The organism is Stenotrophomonas maltophilia (assembly GCF_002799155.1).
Lineage (GTDB): Bacteria > Pseudomonadota > Gammaproteobacteria > Xanthomonadales > Xanthomonadaceae > Stenotrophomonas > Stenotrophomonas maltophilia_R.
The window spans coordinates 461,066-475,368 of record NZ_NERD01000002.1; the positions used below are offsets into that span (position 1 = coordinate 461,066).

14 protein-coding genes and 6 tRNA genes are annotated in these 14,303 nt (G+C 65.7%); 16 read left to right on the forward strand and 4 right to left on the reverse strand.

Features of this window, described 5'->3' with window-relative positions:
* Positions 1 to 78: 78 nt before the first annotated feature.
* Together phoB and B9Y82_RS02620 are read right to left on the reverse strand one after the other, a co-directional pair.
* A complete protein-coding gene (phoB, locus tag B9Y82_RS02615) occupies positions 79 to 768 on the reverse strand; it encodes a phosphate regulon transcriptional regulator PhoB (RefSeq protein ID WP_005408258.1) in 690 nt (229 codons plus the stop codon).
* A gap of 116 nt (positions 769 to 884) precedes the next feature.
* Entirely contained in the window at positions 885 to 2,585 is a 1,701-nt protein-coding gene (locus B9Y82_RS02620) for a M48 family metalloprotease (protein WP_202908113.1), read from the reverse strand.
* Between the two features lie 88 nt (positions 2,586 to 2,673).
* On the opposite strand from B9Y82_RS02620, the gene grxC reads away from it, so the two are divergent.
* The 6 genes from grxC (at position 2,674) to B9Y82_RS02650 (ending at position 7,294) form a co-directional block, all read left to right on the forward strand.
* Positions 2,674 to 2,964, forward strand: a complete 291-nt coding sequence (gene grxC / locus B9Y82_RS02625) for a glutaredoxin 3 (protein WP_004154541.1) — start codon at positions 2,674 to 2,676, stop codon at positions 2,962 to 2,964.
* The gene (locus B9Y82_RS02630; protein ID WP_100471428.1) at positions 2,961 to 3,353 is read left to right on the forward strand and encodes a carboxymuconolactone decarboxylase family protein; all 393 of its coding nucleotides are present in this window, start codon (positions 2,961 to 2,963) and stop codon (positions 3,351 to 3,353) included. Before grxC ends, B9Y82_RS02630 begins: the two co-directional genes overlap by 4 nt.
* 246 nt (positions 3,354 to 3,599) lie before the next feature.
* Positions 3,600 to 4,604 (forward strand): isocitrate dehydrogenase, encoded by a 1,005-nt coding sequence (locus B9Y82_RS02635; RefSeq protein WP_100471429.1) that lies wholly within the window; start codon positions 3,600 to 3,602, stop codon positions 4,602 to 4,604.
* A gap of 206 nt (positions 4,605 to 4,810) precedes the next feature.
* Positions 4,811 to 5,554 carry a cysteine hydrolase family protein gene (locus B9Y82_RS02640; RefSeq protein ID WP_100471430.1) on the forward strand — a complete coding sequence of 248 codons (744 nt, stop codon included), beginning with the start codon at positions 4,811 to 4,813 and terminating at the stop codon, positions 5,552 to 5,554.
* 53 nt (positions 5,555 to 5,607) lie between these two features.
* Positions 5,608 to 6,516: a LysR family transcriptional regulator gene (locus B9Y82_RS02645; RefSeq protein WP_100471431.1), complete on the forward strand. Its 909-nt coding sequence runs from the start codon at positions 5,608 to 5,610 to the stop codon at positions 6,514 to 6,516.
* 25 nt (positions 6,517 to 6,541) lie between these two features.
* Positions 6,542 to 7,294, forward strand: a complete 753-nt coding sequence (locus B9Y82_RS02650) for a sulfite exporter TauE/SafE family protein (protein WP_100471432.1) — start codon at positions 6,542 to 6,544, stop codon at positions 7,292 to 7,294.
* An 11-nt stretch (positions 7,295 to 7,305) separates the two neighbouring features.
* Here the strand turns inward: B9Y82_RS02650 and B9Y82_RS02655 are convergent, their stop codons facing one another.
* Both B9Y82_RS02655 and B9Y82_RS02660 read right to left on the reverse strand, forming a co-directional pair.
* On the reverse strand, positions 7,306 to 7,926 hold the full coding sequence (locus tag B9Y82_RS02655) for a flavin reductase family protein (RefSeq protein ID WP_100471433.1): 621 nt from the start codon (positions 7,924 to 7,926) through the stop codon (positions 7,306 to 7,308).
* A 92-nt stretch (positions 7,927 to 8,018) separates the two neighbouring features.
* A complete protein-coding gene (locus tag B9Y82_RS02660) occupies positions 8,019 to 8,777 on the reverse strand; it encodes a Bax inhibitor-1/YccA family protein (RefSeq protein WP_100471434.1) in 759 nt (252 codons plus the stop codon).
* Positions 8,778 to 8,957: 180 nt separating this feature from the next.
* On the opposite strand from B9Y82_RS02660, the gene B9Y82_RS02665 reads away from it, so the two are divergent.
* From B9Y82_RS02665 to clpX, 10 genes are all read left to right on the forward strand, one after another.
* Positions 8,958 to 9,034: transfer RNA gene (locus tag B9Y82_RS02665), tRNA-Pro, on the forward strand.
* Between the two features lie 39 nt (positions 9,035 to 9,073).
* A tRNA-Arg gene (locus B9Y82_RS02670) sits at positions 9,074 to 9,150 on the forward strand.
* 174 nt (positions 9,151 to 9,324) lie between these two features.
* Positions 9,325 to 9,401, forward strand: a tRNA-His gene (locus tag B9Y82_RS02675).
* Positions 9,402 to 9,480: 79 nt separating this feature from the next.
* Positions 9,481 to 9,556: transfer RNA gene (locus tag B9Y82_RS02680), tRNA-Lys, on the forward strand.
* A gap of 196 nt (positions 9,557 to 9,752) precedes the next feature.
* A tRNA-Lys gene (locus B9Y82_RS02685) sits at positions 9,753 to 9,828 on the forward strand.
* A 220-nt stretch (positions 9,829 to 10,048) separates the two neighbouring features.
* On the forward strand, positions 10,049 to 10,417 hold the full coding sequence (locus B9Y82_RS02690; RefSeq protein WP_100471435.1) for a hypothetical protein: 369 nt from the start codon (positions 10,049 to 10,051) through the stop codon (positions 10,415 to 10,417).
* A 139-nt stretch (positions 10,418 to 10,556) separates the two neighbouring features.
* Positions 10,557 to 10,641: transfer RNA gene (locus B9Y82_RS02695), tRNA-Leu, on the forward strand.
* A 189-nt stretch (positions 10,642 to 10,830) separates the two neighbouring features.
* Positions 10,831 to 12,126, forward strand: coding sequence for a trigger factor (tig, locus tag B9Y82_RS02700; RefSeq protein ID WP_100471436.1), 1,296 nt, complete (start codon positions 10,831 to 10,833; stop codon positions 12,124 to 12,126).
* A 76-nt stretch (positions 12,127 to 12,202) separates the two neighbouring features.
* Positions 12,203 to 12,829 carry an ATP-dependent Clp endopeptidase proteolytic subunit ClpP gene (gene clpP, locus B9Y82_RS02705; protein ID WP_004146318.1) on the forward strand — a complete coding sequence of 209 codons (627 nt, stop codon included), beginning with the start codon at positions 12,203 to 12,205 and terminating at the stop codon, positions 12,827 to 12,829.
* Between the two features lie 126 nt (positions 12,830 to 12,955).
* Positions 12,956 to 14,245: an ATP-dependent Clp protease ATP-binding subunit ClpX gene (gene clpX / locus B9Y82_RS02710; protein WP_004154600.1), complete on the forward strand. Its 1,290-nt coding sequence runs from the start codon at positions 12,956 to 12,958 to the stop codon at positions 14,243 to 14,245.
* Positions 14,246 to 14,303 lie beyond the last annotated feature (58 nt).

Sequence of the window (14,303 nt, forward strand, 5' to 3'; positions counted from 1 at the left end):
TCACTGGGGTGAACCGAGGGTTATAGCAGAGTTGCCGGCACCGGCACCCGCAGGTGCGCGGCGCCGGCACGACGAGACTCAGGTGGCCGTGGAGAAGCGGTAGCCGGCGCCGCGCACGGTCTGCACCATGTTCTCGGCGTTGAACGGTTCCAGCGTCTTGCGCAGGCGGCGGATGTGCACGTCGATGGTGCGCTCCTCCACGTACACGCTGCCGCCCCACACATGGTCCAGCAGCTGGGCGCGGGTATAGACGCGCTCCGGGTGGGTCATGAAGAAGTGCAGCAGGCGGTATTCGGTCGGGCCGATCGGCACCGGCTGGTCGTTGGCGAACACGCGGTGGGCAGCGCCGTCGATGCGGATCGGGCCGACCGCCACGCTGCCATCCTCGTCATCCTCGCGGGCACGGCGCATGACCGCACGGATGCGGGCCAGCAGTTCGCGCGCCGAGAACGGCTTGACCACATAGTCGTCGACGCCTGCTTCAAGGCCTCCAACACGGTCGTTCTCTTCGCCACGGGCGGTCAGCATGATGATCGGCACTTCGCGGGTCAGCGTTTCCTTGCGCCAGCGGCGGGCCAGGTCCAGGCCGCTGGTGCCGGGCAGCATCCAGTCCAGCAGGATCAGGTCCGGAACGCGGTCGGCGATCGCGGTCTGGGCCTCCCGGGCATCGCCGGCGTGGACCGGTTCGTAATCACCCTTGCGAAGGGCGAAGGCGACCATTTCACGGATCGCGGGCTCGTCATCGACGATCAGGATGCGTTTCTGCACGAGGACACCGTAGGGCTCGGTTACTGGAGTGGTGCCAGTAGACTACGGTTTGATGACATGTTTGTGACTACCCGGCCGGAACCGGCCTGGATTGCCATCGGCCGGTCATGCAGCGCTCAGCGGCGGTCCAGGTCCGGGTCCTGCACGCCTTGGCGGCGCAGCTCCAGCACGGTCGGGGTGATCGATTCGATGCGGGCGTCGACCCGCGCGCGGCCGATGTAATCCAGCGCCGGGTTGCGCTTGAGGGCCTGCAGCTGCATCAGCGCCTGTTCCGGTCGCCCGCTGAGGAAGGCAGCCTCGGCATAGGCCTCGCTCGCACGCACGCTGTCGCCGGCCAGCTCGCTGGCGCGGGCAAAGCGCTGCTGGAAGACCGGATCGTTACCGCTTTGCGACAACAGCGGGCGCAGCATTGCCTGCGCGCGCTGGCCGGCCTCGCGGTTGCCCTGTTCGTTCAGGATCTCGGCATAGGTCAGTGCCACCGGGCGGCTGTTGGGGTGTTCACGCAGCAGCTGCTCGAAGCGGCTGTTGGCCTGGGCGGCCTGGCCCGCCCGCGACTCCGCTTCGCCCAGGCCCAGCGCCAGCCACAGGTTGCCAGGATGGGTCTGCAGCAGGCTGGCCAGGGTCTGCCGGGCCTGGCCGGCACCGGCACGACCACCGCGCATCACCGCCAGTGCCTGGCCATAGCGCTGTGCGTCGTTCAGACCGTCCTTCTGCCGCTTGGCCAGGTCGGCATACTCGCGTTCCAGCTCGGGGGTGGAATCCGCGCTGAGCACGCGCAGGCGCTCACGCGCCCAGTCGAAGTCGCCGCTGGCGCCACGGTTGAGCTGGCCGATCGGCAGGCGCAGCACATTGCTGGGCAGCAGCGGGTTGTTGCCGCGCAGCAGCGGCTCGCCCAGGCTGGGATCGGCCGGGTCCACCCGCTCCTTGCGCTCACCAGTGGGGGTGCTGGTGGTCAGCAGCACCGTATCCTTCTTCATCTGCTCGGCGCGGGCCTTGGCCTCGCTGATGCGGGTGATGTTGACCGGGTGGGTGCGCAGGAACTCCGGCACGCTGTAGCCGCCCTCGTTGCCGCGCATCGCCGCCGACATGCGTTCGAAGAAGCCGGCCATGGCATCCACGTCGTAGCCGCTGCGCGACAGGGTGCGGATGCCGAGGCGGTCGGCCTCGGACTCGTTGGAGCGGGTGTAGTTGATCTGCCGCTGCTGCATCAGGCCCATGCCGGAGCTGATCGCGGCCATCGTCGCGTTGCCGGACGACGTGCTGTTGCTGGCCTGGGCGGCAACCACCGCCGCGAGCATGCCCAGCAGGATCGGGATCTGGTCACGCTGGGCGCGCTCGACACCGCGCAGCACATGCTGCTGGGTGACGTGGGCGATTTCGTGGGACAACACTGCAGCGACCTCATCCTCGCGCTCGGCGGTCAGCACCAGGCCGGCATTGACCCCGATGTAGCCGCCCAGCGTGGCGAAGGCGTTGATCTGGCGGTCGTTCATCACGAAGAAGGTGTACGGCTGCCGTGGCTGGTCACTGTTGGAGCCGAGCCGGGTGCCCATGGTCTGCAGCCAGTCATTGACCAGCGGATCCTCCAGCAGGTAGCCGTAGTTGCGCAGCTCGCGCAGCATCATCGCGCCGTACTCGGCCTGCCGGGCCGGGGTCAGCAGCTCACCGGCCGAGGAGCCGATGTCGGGCAGCTTCTCCTGGGCCCGGGCCAGCGGCATGGCCAGGGCAAGGGTGACGGCGGTAGTCAGCAGCAGGGCTCGCAAGCAGAAGGTCCTCGGGCGGGGCGCGCCAAGCGTGGCAGGGCAGGGGGCAACCATTCGTTAATCCACAGTGTTGCGGCCGTGGCGTGGAAATTCCAGCGCACCGGTACCATATGTAGACCGTCGATCCATCGTGGAGTTTCCCGTGACAGCCCAGACCGCCGGCGGTGCCCCCGCCATCACCATCTATTCCACCGCCGTCTGCCCGTACTGCGTGGCCGCCAAGAACTTCCTGAAGAGCAAGGGCCAGCAGTGGACCGAGGTCCGCATCGACCTGGACCCGGCCGAGCGCGAGAAGATGATGGCGCTGACCCGCCGCACCAGCGTGCCGCAGATCTTCGTCGGCGACGTCCATGTCGGCGGCTACGACGACATGATGGCCCTGCACCGTGAAGGCAAGCTCGAGCCGCTGCTGGCCGGGCAGGGCCAGGCATGAGCACGGCCGACGACGGCAGCAAGGACCGCATCGCCGAGTTCACCGAGTTCCGCAAGCGCATGAACGAGCGCATCCTGGGCGAACCGAACCAGGTGGTTCGCCGCTTCTTCGCGCTGGATACGCAGACCTACCAGGCCGGCGCGCTGGACGTGAAGACCAAGGAACTGCTGGGGCTGGTGGCCTCGATGGTGCTGCGCTGCGACGACTGCATCAGCTACCACGTGGCCCAGTGCAAGGACGCCGGGGTGACCCGCGAGGAGTTCTTCGAGACCTTCTCGGTCGGCCTGGTGGTTGGCGGTTCGATCGTGATCCCGCACCTGCGCCGCGCGGTCGACTTCCTCGACCAGCTCGAAGGCGGCGCCGCCGCCCCGGAAGCGCACGCGCATTGAGGTAGCGCCGGGCCCGTTCCCGCGATCCAACAGCCCGGGGAGCCCCCTTGTTGTTCAAGGGGGCGCGCCGACAGGCGCGGGGATAAGGTGGGATGCGCGGGCAATTCTGCCTTACCCGGCTCGGACTAATTGCCTATTTGGGGTCTCCGAGCCGGGTAAGGCATAATTGCCGATGAAACTTCCTTTGCGCCGGCGTTTCCGGGCACGTCCGGACGGCGTTTTTCCCCCTGTTCGGAACATCGATCAATGACGCAGAAAATTACGGTCATCCGCGGCGACGGCATTGGCCCGGAAATCATGGACGCCACCCTGTTCGTGCTCGACCAGCTCAAGACTGGCCTGGAGTACGAAGACGCCGACGCCGGCCTGGTGGCCCTGGAAAAGCACGGCGACCTGATGCCGGCGGTGACCCTGGAATCGATCGCGCGCAACAAGGTCGCGCTGAAGAGCCCGCTGACCACCCCGGTCGGTGGTGGCTTCACCTCGATCAACGTCAGCCTGCGCCGTCACTTCGACCTGTACGCCAACGTGCGTCCGGCCCACACCTTCCCGAACACCAAGTCGCGTTTCGACAACGTCGACCTGATCACCGTTCGCGAGAACACCGAAGGTGCCTACCTGGCCGAAGGCCAGGAAGTGTCGGCGGACGGCGAAACCGCCTTCTCCGGCACCCGCATCACCCGCAAGGGCTCCGAGCGCATCGTGCGCTACGCCTTCGAGCTGGCCAGGAGCACCGGCCGCAAGAAGGTCACCGCCGTGCACAAGGCCAACATCATCAAGTCGACCTCGGGCCTGTTCCTGAACGTCGCCCGTGAAGTCGCCGCGCAGTACCCGGAAATCGAGTTCCAGGAAATGATCGTCGACAACTGCTGCATGCAGCTGGTGATGCGTCCGGAACAGTTCGACGTGATCGTCACCACCAACCTGTTCGGTGACATCATCTCCGACCTGTGCGCGGGTCTGGTCGGCGGCCTGGGCCTGGCCCCGGGTGCCAACATCGGCAAGGGCGCAGCGATTTTCGAAGCCGTGCACGGCACCGCGCCGGACATCGCCGGCCAGGGCAAGGCCAATCCGTGCGCGCTGCTGCTGGCAGCCGCGCAGATGCTGGACCATGTCGGCCAGCCGGAAAACGCCGAGCGCCTGCGCAAGGCCATCGTCGCCACCATGGAAGCCAAGGACTCGCTGACCGGCGACCTGGGCGGCACCGGCACCACCATGAGCTTTGCCCGGGCCATCGCCAGCCGCCTGTAAGCGGCCGGCCGACCTCGGTTGGATCCGCAGCGGGGCGCCTTCGGGCGCCCCGTTGCGTTTTCCCGCTCTTGCAGCGTCGAGCATGGCTCGCCTCGACACCGTCGGTCTGTGCATAATTCGCACAGATCATGTGCTGATATGCGGCTGGTTCGTGCGTCATTCGCTCCGCATCCTGTGCCCACTTCCCAACGCACAGGAGCCTGAACATGAACCTCACCGCCTTTGGCCTGGCCAGCCTGATCGGCATGGCCACCGTTACCCCCGTCAGCGCTGTCGAACCGGCCCATCCGACCATCCGCCACATGGCCGGCGCGCCGGTGGCGACCTCGCTGGATGCGGCGAAGACCGCCGTGCTGGTGATCGACTTCCAGAATGAGTATTTCGATGCCAAGGCCGCACCAGGTTTTGCCGGTGGCCGCATGGTCATCCCCGATGGCGTGGCCGCGCTGCGCCAGGCCAAGCGGGTGGTCGAATTTGCCGACGCCCATGGCATCCGCGTGATCCATGTGCAGCACGTGTTGCCGGCCGGCGCGCCGCTGTTCGCGCAGGGCAGCATCAATGCCGCGTTCCATCGAGACCTGCAGCCACGCCAGGGCGAGACCGTGGTGCAGAAGGACAATGTCAGCGTGTTCGCCGGTGCGTCCGCCGCAGTACTCGACCAGGTGCTGAAGAACGCCGGCATCGACACCCTGATCGTCACCGGCCTGCAGACCCATGCCTGCGTGGCGGGTGCCGCGCGCGACGCGGCAGCGGCGCCGCGCGGCTACCGGGTGATCGTTTCGTCCGATGCGAGCGCCAGCCGCGACCTGGATCTGGCCGGCGGCCAGCGCATCGGCCATCGCGCGCTGCATGAGGCCTCTCTGGCCCAGATCGAGGACACCTTCGGTGATGTCATGAGTACTGACGCAATCCTGGCGCTGCCGGTGCGCCAGGCCGGCGACGGCGCTTGATAAGCTGGCGGGGTCCGCATGCCGCGGGCCCCGCCACGTGGAGCTGCCCGCCGATGGATCACTTCGCCGCCCTGCGTGCGCTGCGCGCCATCGTCGACGCCGGCAGCTTTACTGCGGCCGCCGAACGCCTGGGGACCACCCACTCGGCGATGTCGCGGCAACTGCGGCAGTTGGAAGAACACCTGCAGGTGCGCCTGCTCGATCGCAACAGCCGTCGGCTGTCGTTGACCGAGGCCGGGCGCGATTACTACCGTGAGGCGGCGACGCTGCTGGATCGCCTGCAGGAAGCCGACGACCGTGCCCGCGCCGGGCAGGCGCAGCCCAGTGGCAGCGTGCGGATCAGCGTGCCGCAGGTGGTGGCCAGCCAGGAGCTGCCGCACTGGCTGCCGTCGTTCCTGCAGCGTTACCCGCAGGTCACGCTGGACCTGTCGGCAGATGATCAGCTGGTCGATGTAGTGGGCGGTGGTTTCGACCTGGCCCTGCGCATTGCGGCTTCATTGCCGGACAGCCAGCTGGTCGCGCGCGAACTGGCCAGCTGCCCGCGCATCCTGGTCGCCGCACCGGCCTACCTGGCGCGCCACGGCCTGCCGCGGCAGGCAGCGGACCTGGCACAGCACACGCTGCTGGGTTTCAGTCCCACGCCGTCAATGCCGCCCTGGCAGTTGCAGGGGCCGCGCGGCGCAACCGCGAGCGTCGAAGCCGGGCAGCGCCTGCGCGTGGATGCCACGCCCGCACTGTACGCCGCCGCGCTGGCCGGCATGGGCATCAGCCTGTTCACCGCGCTGACCGTGCAGGAGGATCTGCGCGCCGGCCGTTTGATCCGCGTGCTGCCGGCCTGGCATGCCGGCCAACGACGCTACTTCGCGCTATATCCGCATGCACGCGCGCTGGCGCCCAAGGTACGTGCGCTGGTCGAGCATCTCGCGGCGCACTACGCTGCACAGGTGAGCGCGGCAGGGTAGCCGCGCGGCTGCAACCGAGGTGGTGATGGAGTCGGTGTATCTGCTGGTCGCGCTCGGGGCGATCGTCGCCGGATTCGTGCAGGGCCTGTCCGGTTTCGCTTTCGGCATGGTGGCGATGTCGTTCTGGGCATGGGGGCTGGAGCCGCGACTGGCCGCTACGCTGTCGGTGTTCGGCGCGCTGGTGGGTCAGCTGGTGGCAGTGTTCACCGTGCGGCGTGGATTCAATCTGCGCCTGCTGCTGCCGTTCGTGCTGGGTGGGCTGGCGGGCATTCCGTTGGGCGTGAGGGTGTTGCCGCAGCTGGACATGGACTGGTTCAAGGCGCTGCTGGGCGGCTTCCTTGCGCTGTGGTGCCCGGTGATGCTGATGGCGCGCTCATTGCCGCCGATCCGCGTGGGTGGTCGTATCGGTGACGCGATCGCCGGCATGGCCGGTGGCGTGCTCAGCGGCATCGGCGGTTTCGCCGGACCGGTGCCGACGCTGTGGAGCACGCTGCGTGGCTTCGGCAAGGACGAGCAGCGCGCGGTCATCCAGAACTTCAATCTGGCGATGCTGGCAGTGACCATGGCCACCTATGTCGGCAGCGGACTGGTGAGCCGGCAGATGCTGCCGTACTTCGCCATCGTGGCACCGGCCATGCTGGTGCCGACCCTGTTGGGGGCGCGTGTCTACATCGGCATCAGCGAGCCGCGGTTCCGGCAGGTCGTGCTGAGCCTGTTGACCGCCTCGGGCATCGCATTGCTGGCGTCGTCGCTGCCGTTGCTGCTGGCGCGCCCGTAACCGGTTGAGCGTCAGGCCGGACGGAACATGCGGAAGCGCTGTTCGGCGCCGATGCGGAAGTAGTCGGCGGGCCCGCCGCCGCGCAGGATCGGGGCCGCCGCCGCAGTGTCGTAGACGCCTTCGACCAGCAATCGTGCATCGATATGCACCGCGACCACCTCGCCCAGCACCAGCCAGCCGTTGGTGTCCTGGCCGGCGGCGTCGCGCAGGCGCACGATCTGGGTGCAGCGGCATTCCATGCTCACCGGGCTCTGTGCAACACGTGGTGGCGCGACCTGGGTGGATGCCAGCGGAGTCAGGCCGGCGAGGGCGAACTCGTCGACGTCCGGGGCGACCGCGCGGCAGCTTTCGTTCATGGCCTCGGCCAGGTCGAACGTGGCCAGGTTCCAGACGAACTCGCCGGTCGCTTGGATGTTGCGCAGCGAATCTTTGCGGCCCTGGCTGGAGAAGCCGATGATCGGCGGGGTGTAGTTGAAGGCGTTGAAGAAGCTGTACGGCGCCAGGTTCAACGTGCCGTCTGCATCGTGGCTGGAGATCCAGCCGATCGGGCGCGGGCCGATGATGGCGTTGAACGGATCATGCGGCAGTCGGTGGCCCTCTGCCGGGCGGTAGCTGTGGAAGGTGTCGGGCATGGGGCGGGGTTCAGTAGTGTCGAGCGTGCTCGACTCCAAAAAAAACCGCGACCCTTGCGGATCGCGGCTTGTCGTTCTCGGCGCGGCCGGACTCAGCGCTGCTGGATCTTCGACAGCAGGCGCAGGAATTCCACGTACAGCCAGACCAAGGTCACCATCAGGCCGAATGCGCCATACCACTCCATGTACTTCGGTGCGCGCTGGGCTACGCCGGTTTCGATGAAGTCGAAGTCCAGCACCAGGTTCAGCGCGGCCACCACCACCACGAACAGGCTGAAGGCGATGCCCAGCCAGCTGGAGTCGTGGATCACCGGCACATTGATGTTGAAGAAGCCCAGCACGAACGAAGCCAGGTAGAGCAGGGCAATGCCGCCGGTGGCGGCGACCACGCCCATCTTGAAGTTCTCGGTGGCCTTGATCACGCCGCTGCGGTATGCGAACAGCAGTGCGGCCAGGGTACCGAAAGTCAGCAGCACCGCCTGGAACACGATGCCCGGGTACTTCATGTTGAACAGTGCGGACACGGCGCCCAGGAACAGGCCTTCGACCAGCGCGTACATCGGCGCGGTGACCGGCGACCATTCCTTCTTGAAGATGGTGATCAGCGCCAGCAACAGGCCGCCGATCGCGCCACCGATGGCGTACAGGCTTGCGCTGCCGGAAATCTGGCCGTACTCGTCGACCGACTGGCTCCAGGCGAACGCCGCGGTCAGCACGGCCAACAACAGCAGGATGCCGGTCTTGTTGGCGGTGCCGTTGAGGGTCATCACCTGGTCGGGGCTGGTCACCACCGAGCCGCTGGCGAGGTCGAGGAAGGTCGACTCGGAAAGAGCCGGGTTGCCGCTGCGCATGCGTATTCTCCGTGCGAATGAGGGTCGGGACGGCCATCCGGCCGATGACCGCGAGCATAGCTGATGACCACGCACGGCGCTGTGGCAGACTTCGGGTCGGCACCGCCTGCGTTGACAGTTCGCGATGTGCTTGGCGACAATGAACGACTCCGCGGGCCTGACCCGAGGGGATTGCAAGACCGGGGTATAGCGCAGTCTGGTAGCGCGCCTGCTTTGGGAGCAGGATGTCGGGGGTTCGAATCCCTCTACCCCGACCAATCCCACGTCACGTCGGATTGGACACCGTTCCGGTTCGGGCGCCCGTAGCTCAACTGGATAGAGCACCGGCCTTCTAAGCCGGCGGTTACAGGTTCGATTCCTGTCGGGCGCGCCATCGGCGAGACAGCGGGATCGTATCGGCGGATGTGAAGAAGTGCTTGCAAAAGCGTAAAGACTCCACCAGAATATCGGACTCGCTTCGGCGGACCGGAACTTCGGTGACAGTCTCCAGGCAAAGATTTGAGGTTCCACCGCCAGTGGCATCGGCGGGTGGACGAAAGTTTCAGTGGTGGCTGTAGCTCAGTTGGTTAGAGTACCGGATTGTGATTCCGGTGGTCGGGGGTTCGAATCCCCTCAGCCACCCCACTGATTGAACCGCATCGGCGCTGCCGAAACGGTATTGCAATAAACAGAAAGCACGCTACAATGTGCGTCTGAGTTTCACGGGCCGTTAGCTCAGTTGGTAGAGCAGTTGACTCTTAATCAATAGGTCCAAGGTTCGAATCCTTGACGGCCCACCAAGACAGAAGCCTCCTGGTACGCCAGGAGGCTTTTTTCTTATAGGTGTGACCCTTTCGTTTCGACGGGCCACACGTTGCAGAACCCCGCGTGGCGTGGATCCGCAACGCAGCGGGATCGCAGTGCTGGTTTCAACGGTGTTGAAGAAAGTGCTTGCACCCACCGAGCGGATCGGGTCATAATTCGCGCCCCGATTTCGGGCTGTTAGCTCAGTTGGTAGAGCAGTTGACTCTTAATCAATAGGTCCAAGGTTCGAATCCTTGACAGCCCACCAGACGAAAGCCACTTGGTTCGCCAAGTGGCTTTTTTCTTGCCTGTACGCTGGGTTGTGCTTCATCCACGCATGCCGTGGAACTACTGAAGCGATGCTGAAATCTGGGGCATATGCGCCATCGTTGTTTTCAATGCTGTGCACTGCTTCTCACCGCATCGCCTCCTGCATCGCACCCAATGAATCTTCCGCGCCGATGGCGCATGCACGAAGGAAGATGTTGATGGCTGAGATCACTCGATTGCACCGCACGCTGTGGGTTCCCTTCGCCTTGATGGCACTGGCGGCCTGCGCGCCGGGCAATGATCCCGCGCAGACCGTCGAGCGCGATGCGGGCGCGGAGAGCATTCCGGCGCGCCCGGTCGGTGACGCCCTGCAGATGCAGCCGGCCCAGCCCGCGGAGGGGGAGGTCCTGCCCGACGCGGTCGAGGTGCAGCGCAATGCGGACGATTCGGTAGATGTGCGCAAGGCTGCGCCGGAGTCGGTGGCCCTGCGTCGTACCGACGATGGGGGCGTGGAAGTCCGGAAGGTGGATGCAGCCGTTGAGTCTGGCACAGGCATGGCGCCGGCCCGCGCCGTCCCGCAGCGGTAAGCTGCAGCCCTCCCGGCGGGTCGCGCACCCGCCGGGGCGGCTGCGATGCAGCAATGGCGCGGAGTGCGGTGGATTCAGCTTTGTGCAGGCCTTCCGATTCCAGTCGCCGCCTGCGACAATGAGCGCCTGTGCCGGCCACGCGAAAGTGGCGGAATTGGTAGACGCCCTGGATTTAGGTTCCAGTGCCGCAAGGCGTGGGGGTTCGAGTCCCCCCTTTCGCACCAGTGCCGGCCTGTCCCCGCCCTGATCGGGCCATCTGCGCCCCCTTGACCGGCACGCGCTGGCAGTGCAAGCCGAATTGGGCGAAACTAAAGGGCTGCGGCAAGCAGGCGCGTCCCAGACGTCGTGTCCTTACAACCGTTTCATCCCAATCATCGAGCCGGGGGCCTGGGCCACCGGTGGCAGGAGTCAACATGCAAGCTTCGATCGAATCCACCGGCAACCTGGAACGCCGCCTGAGCTTCTCGCTGCCGGAAGACCGTCTGCAGAGCCATATCGTCGGCCGTCTGGGCGAAATCGCCCGTACCACCCGCATCAAGGGTTTCCGTCCGGGCAAGGTGCCGGCCAAGGTGATCGAGCAGCGCTTTGGCGCGCAGGTCCGTGGCGAGGCGCTGGACGGCCTGCTGCGCGAAACCTTCGATGCCGCCGTGCGTGAGCACGACCTGCGCATCGTCGGCAGCCCGCGCATCGACAAGGGCGACGAGGGTGAGTTCTCCTTCGTGGCCACCGTGGAAGTGGTGCCGGACTTCGGCGACATCGACGTCAGCAAGCTGACCGTCGTGCGCCACAGCGCCGAGATCACCGACGCCGACATCGACCAGATGATCGAGAACCTGCAGAACCAGCGTCGTACCTGGGCCCCGGTCAGCCGTGGCGCGCAGGACGGTGACCTGGTCGCGGTGGAAACCTGGTCGCAGGCCGGCGAAGAGCGCCTGCCGGCCGAAGGCACCGAGAAGGGTTCGATCGTGCTCGGTCAGGGCATGATGTTCGACACCATCGAAAAGGGCCTGGTCGGCCTGGCCAAGGGCGAAGAAAAGACCCTGGACGTCGAGTTCCCGGCTGACTGGCGCGTGCCGGTGCTGGCCGGCAAGACCGTGCAGGTCACCGTCAAGGTCGCCGAAGTGTCCGAGCCGGTCGTGCCGGCGGTCGACGAAGCCTTCATCAAGAGCTTCGGCGTGAAGGGCGGCGACGTCGAGCAGTTCCGCAGCGACATCCGTGCCAACCTGGAGCGCGAGCTGAAGGGTGCTCTGATGAACCGCCTGCGCCGCGAAGTGGGCGAGCAGCTGATCGCCGCCTATTCGTCGGTGGAAATGCCGCCGCGCCTGGTCGAGAACGAAGCCCGCGCCATGCTGGCCCAGCAGGTCGAGCAGATCCGCCGCAACGGCCAGAACGTCGGCGAAATCCCGGCCGATGCCCATGAAGGCTTCAAGGACGCTGCCGCCAAGCGCGTGCTGGTCGGCCTGCTGGTCGGTGAAGTGGCCCGCATCAACGACCTGCGCCTGGAAGCCAAGCGCCTGAACGAAACGATGCGTCTGATCGCTTCGACCTACGAAGAGCCGGAACAGGTCATTGAGATGTACCGCAACGACCCCCAGCTGATGTCTGGCCTGCAGAACCGTGTGATGGAAGAGCAGGTGATCGACTGGATCGCCGAGCGTGCCCAGCACACCGAAGAGAAGCTGTCGTTCCAGGACGCGATCCGCCAGTAAGCCCGGGCGGATCACCGGATGCCCCGCGCCTTTGCCGGCGCGGGGTTGTTGCCCCCCAAGATAGGTACCTCACGTAATGGACAACCGAACCAAAGCCCTGAACCTGGTTCCGATGGTGGTCGAGCAGACCAGCCGCGGCGAGCGTGCCTACGACATCTATTCGCGCCTGTTGAAGGAGCGCCTGATCTTCCTCGTGGGGCCGATCGACGATCACATGGCCAACGTGGTGGTGGCGCAGTTGCTGTTCCTGGAATCGGAAAACCCGGAAAAGGACATCAACATCTACATCAACTCGCCGGGTGGCGTGGTCACCGCCGGCATGGCGATCTACGACACCATGCAGTACATCAAGCCGAATGTGAGCACCACCTGCATCGGCCAGGCCGCCTCGATGGGCGCCCTGCTGCTGGCCGCGGGCGAAGCCGGCAAGCGCTATGCGCTGCCGAATTCGCGCGTGATGATCCATCAGCCGCTGGGTGGCTACCAGGGCCAGGCCACCGACATCGACATCCACGCGCGCGAGATCCTGACCCTGCGTTCGCGCCTGAACGAAGTGCTGGCCAAGCACACCGGCCAGTCACTGGAGACAATCGCGCGGGATACCGAACGCGACAACTTCAAGAGCGCCTTCGAGGCGCAGGCCTACGGTCTGGTCGACCAGGTCCTGGAGCGTCGTCCGGATGAGTCGATCCAGGCCGGTTGACCGGCCTTCACGGGGCCATGGAGGCCCCGTTCCTGCAGGGTCGGGCGGGACTGGTGTCCCCTCGGCCCTGTGCTATTCTCGAATCGAACCCCCGTTCAGCGGGTGGGGTAACTGGGTAAGCGAAGCATGAGCGAAGACCGCCAAGGTCGTTCCACGGACACCGGCAAGATCCTCTACTGCTCTTTCTGCGGCAAGAGCCAGCATGAAGTGCGCAAGCTGATTGCGGGTCCGAGCGTATTCATCTGCGATGAGTGCGTGGAGCTGTGCAACGACATCATCCGTGAGGAACTCGAGGAAAAGGCGCAGTCGGCGCGCAGTTCGCTGCCCAAGCCGCGCGAGATCCTTGAGGTTCTCGACCAGTACGTGATCGGCCAGAACCGCGCCAAGCGCACCCTGGCCGTGGCCGTGTACAACCACTACAAGCGCATCGAGAGCCGGCAGAAGAACGACGACGTCGAACTGGCGAAGTCGAACATCCTGCTGGTCGGGCCGACCGGTTCGGGCAAGACGCTGCTGGCCGAGACCCTGGCCCGCCTGCTCAACGTGCCGTTCACCATGGCCGACGCCACCACGCTGACCGAAGCCGGTTACGTGGGCGAGGACGTGGAGAACATCATCCAGAAGCTGCTGCAGAAGTGCGACTACGACGTCGAGAAGGCGCAGCAGGGCATCGTCTACATCGATGAAATCGACAAGATCTCGCGCAAGAGCGAGAACCCGTCGATCACCCGCGATGTGTCCGGCGAAGGCGTGCAGCAGGCCCTGCTGAAGCTGATCGAAGGCACCGTGGCCAGCGTTCCGCCGCAGGGCGGCCGCAAGCATCCGCAGCAGGAATTCCTGCAGGTGGACACCAAGAACATCCTGTTCATCTGCGGTGGCGCGTTCGCCGGGTTGGACAAGGTGATCCAGGCCCGTTCCACCGACGTCGGCAGCATCGGCTTCGGCGCCAAGGTGAAGAGCAGCGAGCGCAAGCAGGAAGTGGGCAAGGTGCTGGCCGAAGTCGAGCCGGAAGACCTGATCAAGTTCGGCCTGATTCCGGAGTTCGTCGGCCGCTTGCCGGTGGTGGCGACCCTGGAGGAGTTGGACGAGCCGGCCCTGATCAAGATCCTGACCGAGCCGAAGAACGCCATCACCAAGCAGTTCAAGAAGCTGTTCGAGATGGAGAACGTGGAGCTGGAGTTCCGTCCGGACGCGCTGTCGGCCATCGCCAGGAAGGCGCTCAAGCGCAAGACCGGCGCCCGCGGCCTGCGCACCATCGTCGAATCGGTCCTGCTGGACACCATGTACGACCTCCCGTCGCAGGAGAACGTCAGCAAGGTGGTGGTGGACGAGTCGGTGATCGAGCACAAGTCCGAGCCGTACCTGATCTACCAGACCCCGGCGGCCCCTGAACAGAAGGCCGCAGGCGCCGAGTGATCCTTCCAGGTTGTTGATTGGAAAGGACTTTAAACGAATGCCTTGCATCTGAAAGCCG

Excerpts from the sequence above, each read along its gene's own strand:
- B9Y82_RS02620 (WP_202908113.1), bottom strand. The coding sequence starts at position 2,585 with ATGGTTGCCCCCTGCCCTGCCACGCTTGGCGCGCCCCGCCCGAGGACC.
- B9Y82_RS02630 (WP_100471428.1), top strand. The coding sequence starts at position 2,961 with ATGAGCACGGCCGACGACGGCAGCAAGGACCGCATCGCCGAGTTCACC.
- B9Y82_RS02635 (WP_100471429.1), top strand. The coding sequence starts at position 3,600 with ATGACGCAGAAAATTACGGTCATCCGCGGCGACGGCATTGGCCCGGAA.
- B9Y82_RS02640 (WP_100471430.1), top strand. The coding sequence starts at position 4,811 with ATGAACCTCACCGCCTTTGGCCTGGCCAGCCTGATCGGCATGGCCACC.
- B9Y82_RS02645 (WP_100471431.1), top strand. The coding sequence starts at position 5,608 with ATGGATCACTTCGCCGCCCTGCGTGCGCTGCGCGCCATCGTCGACGCC.
- B9Y82_RS02650 (WP_100471432.1), top strand. The coding sequence starts at position 6,542 with ATGGAGTCGGTGTATCTGCTGGTCGCGCTCGGGGCGATCGTCGCCGGA.
- B9Y82_RS02655 (WP_100471433.1), bottom strand. The coding sequence starts at position 7,926 with ATGCCCGACACCTTCCACAGCTACCGCCCGGCAGAGGGCCACCGACTG.
- B9Y82_RS02660 (WP_100471434.1), bottom strand. The coding sequence starts at position 8,777 with ATGCGCAGCGGCAACCCGGCTCTTTCCGAGTCGACCTTCCTCGACCTC.
- B9Y82_RS02690 (WP_100471435.1), top strand. The coding sequence starts at position 10,049 with ATGGCTGAGATCACTCGATTGCACCGCACGCTGTGGGTTCCCTTCGCC.
- tig (WP_100471436.1), top strand. The coding sequence starts at position 10,831 with ATGCAAGCTTCGATCGAATCCACCGGCAACCTGGAACGCCGCCTGAGC.
- clpP (WP_004146318.1), top strand. The coding sequence starts at position 12,203 with ATGGACAACCGAACCAAAGCCCTGAACCTGGTTCCGATGGTGGTCGAG.
- clpX (WP_004154600.1), top strand. The coding sequence starts at position 12,956 with ATGAGCGAAGACCGCCAAGGTCGTTCCACGGACACCGGCAAGATCCTC.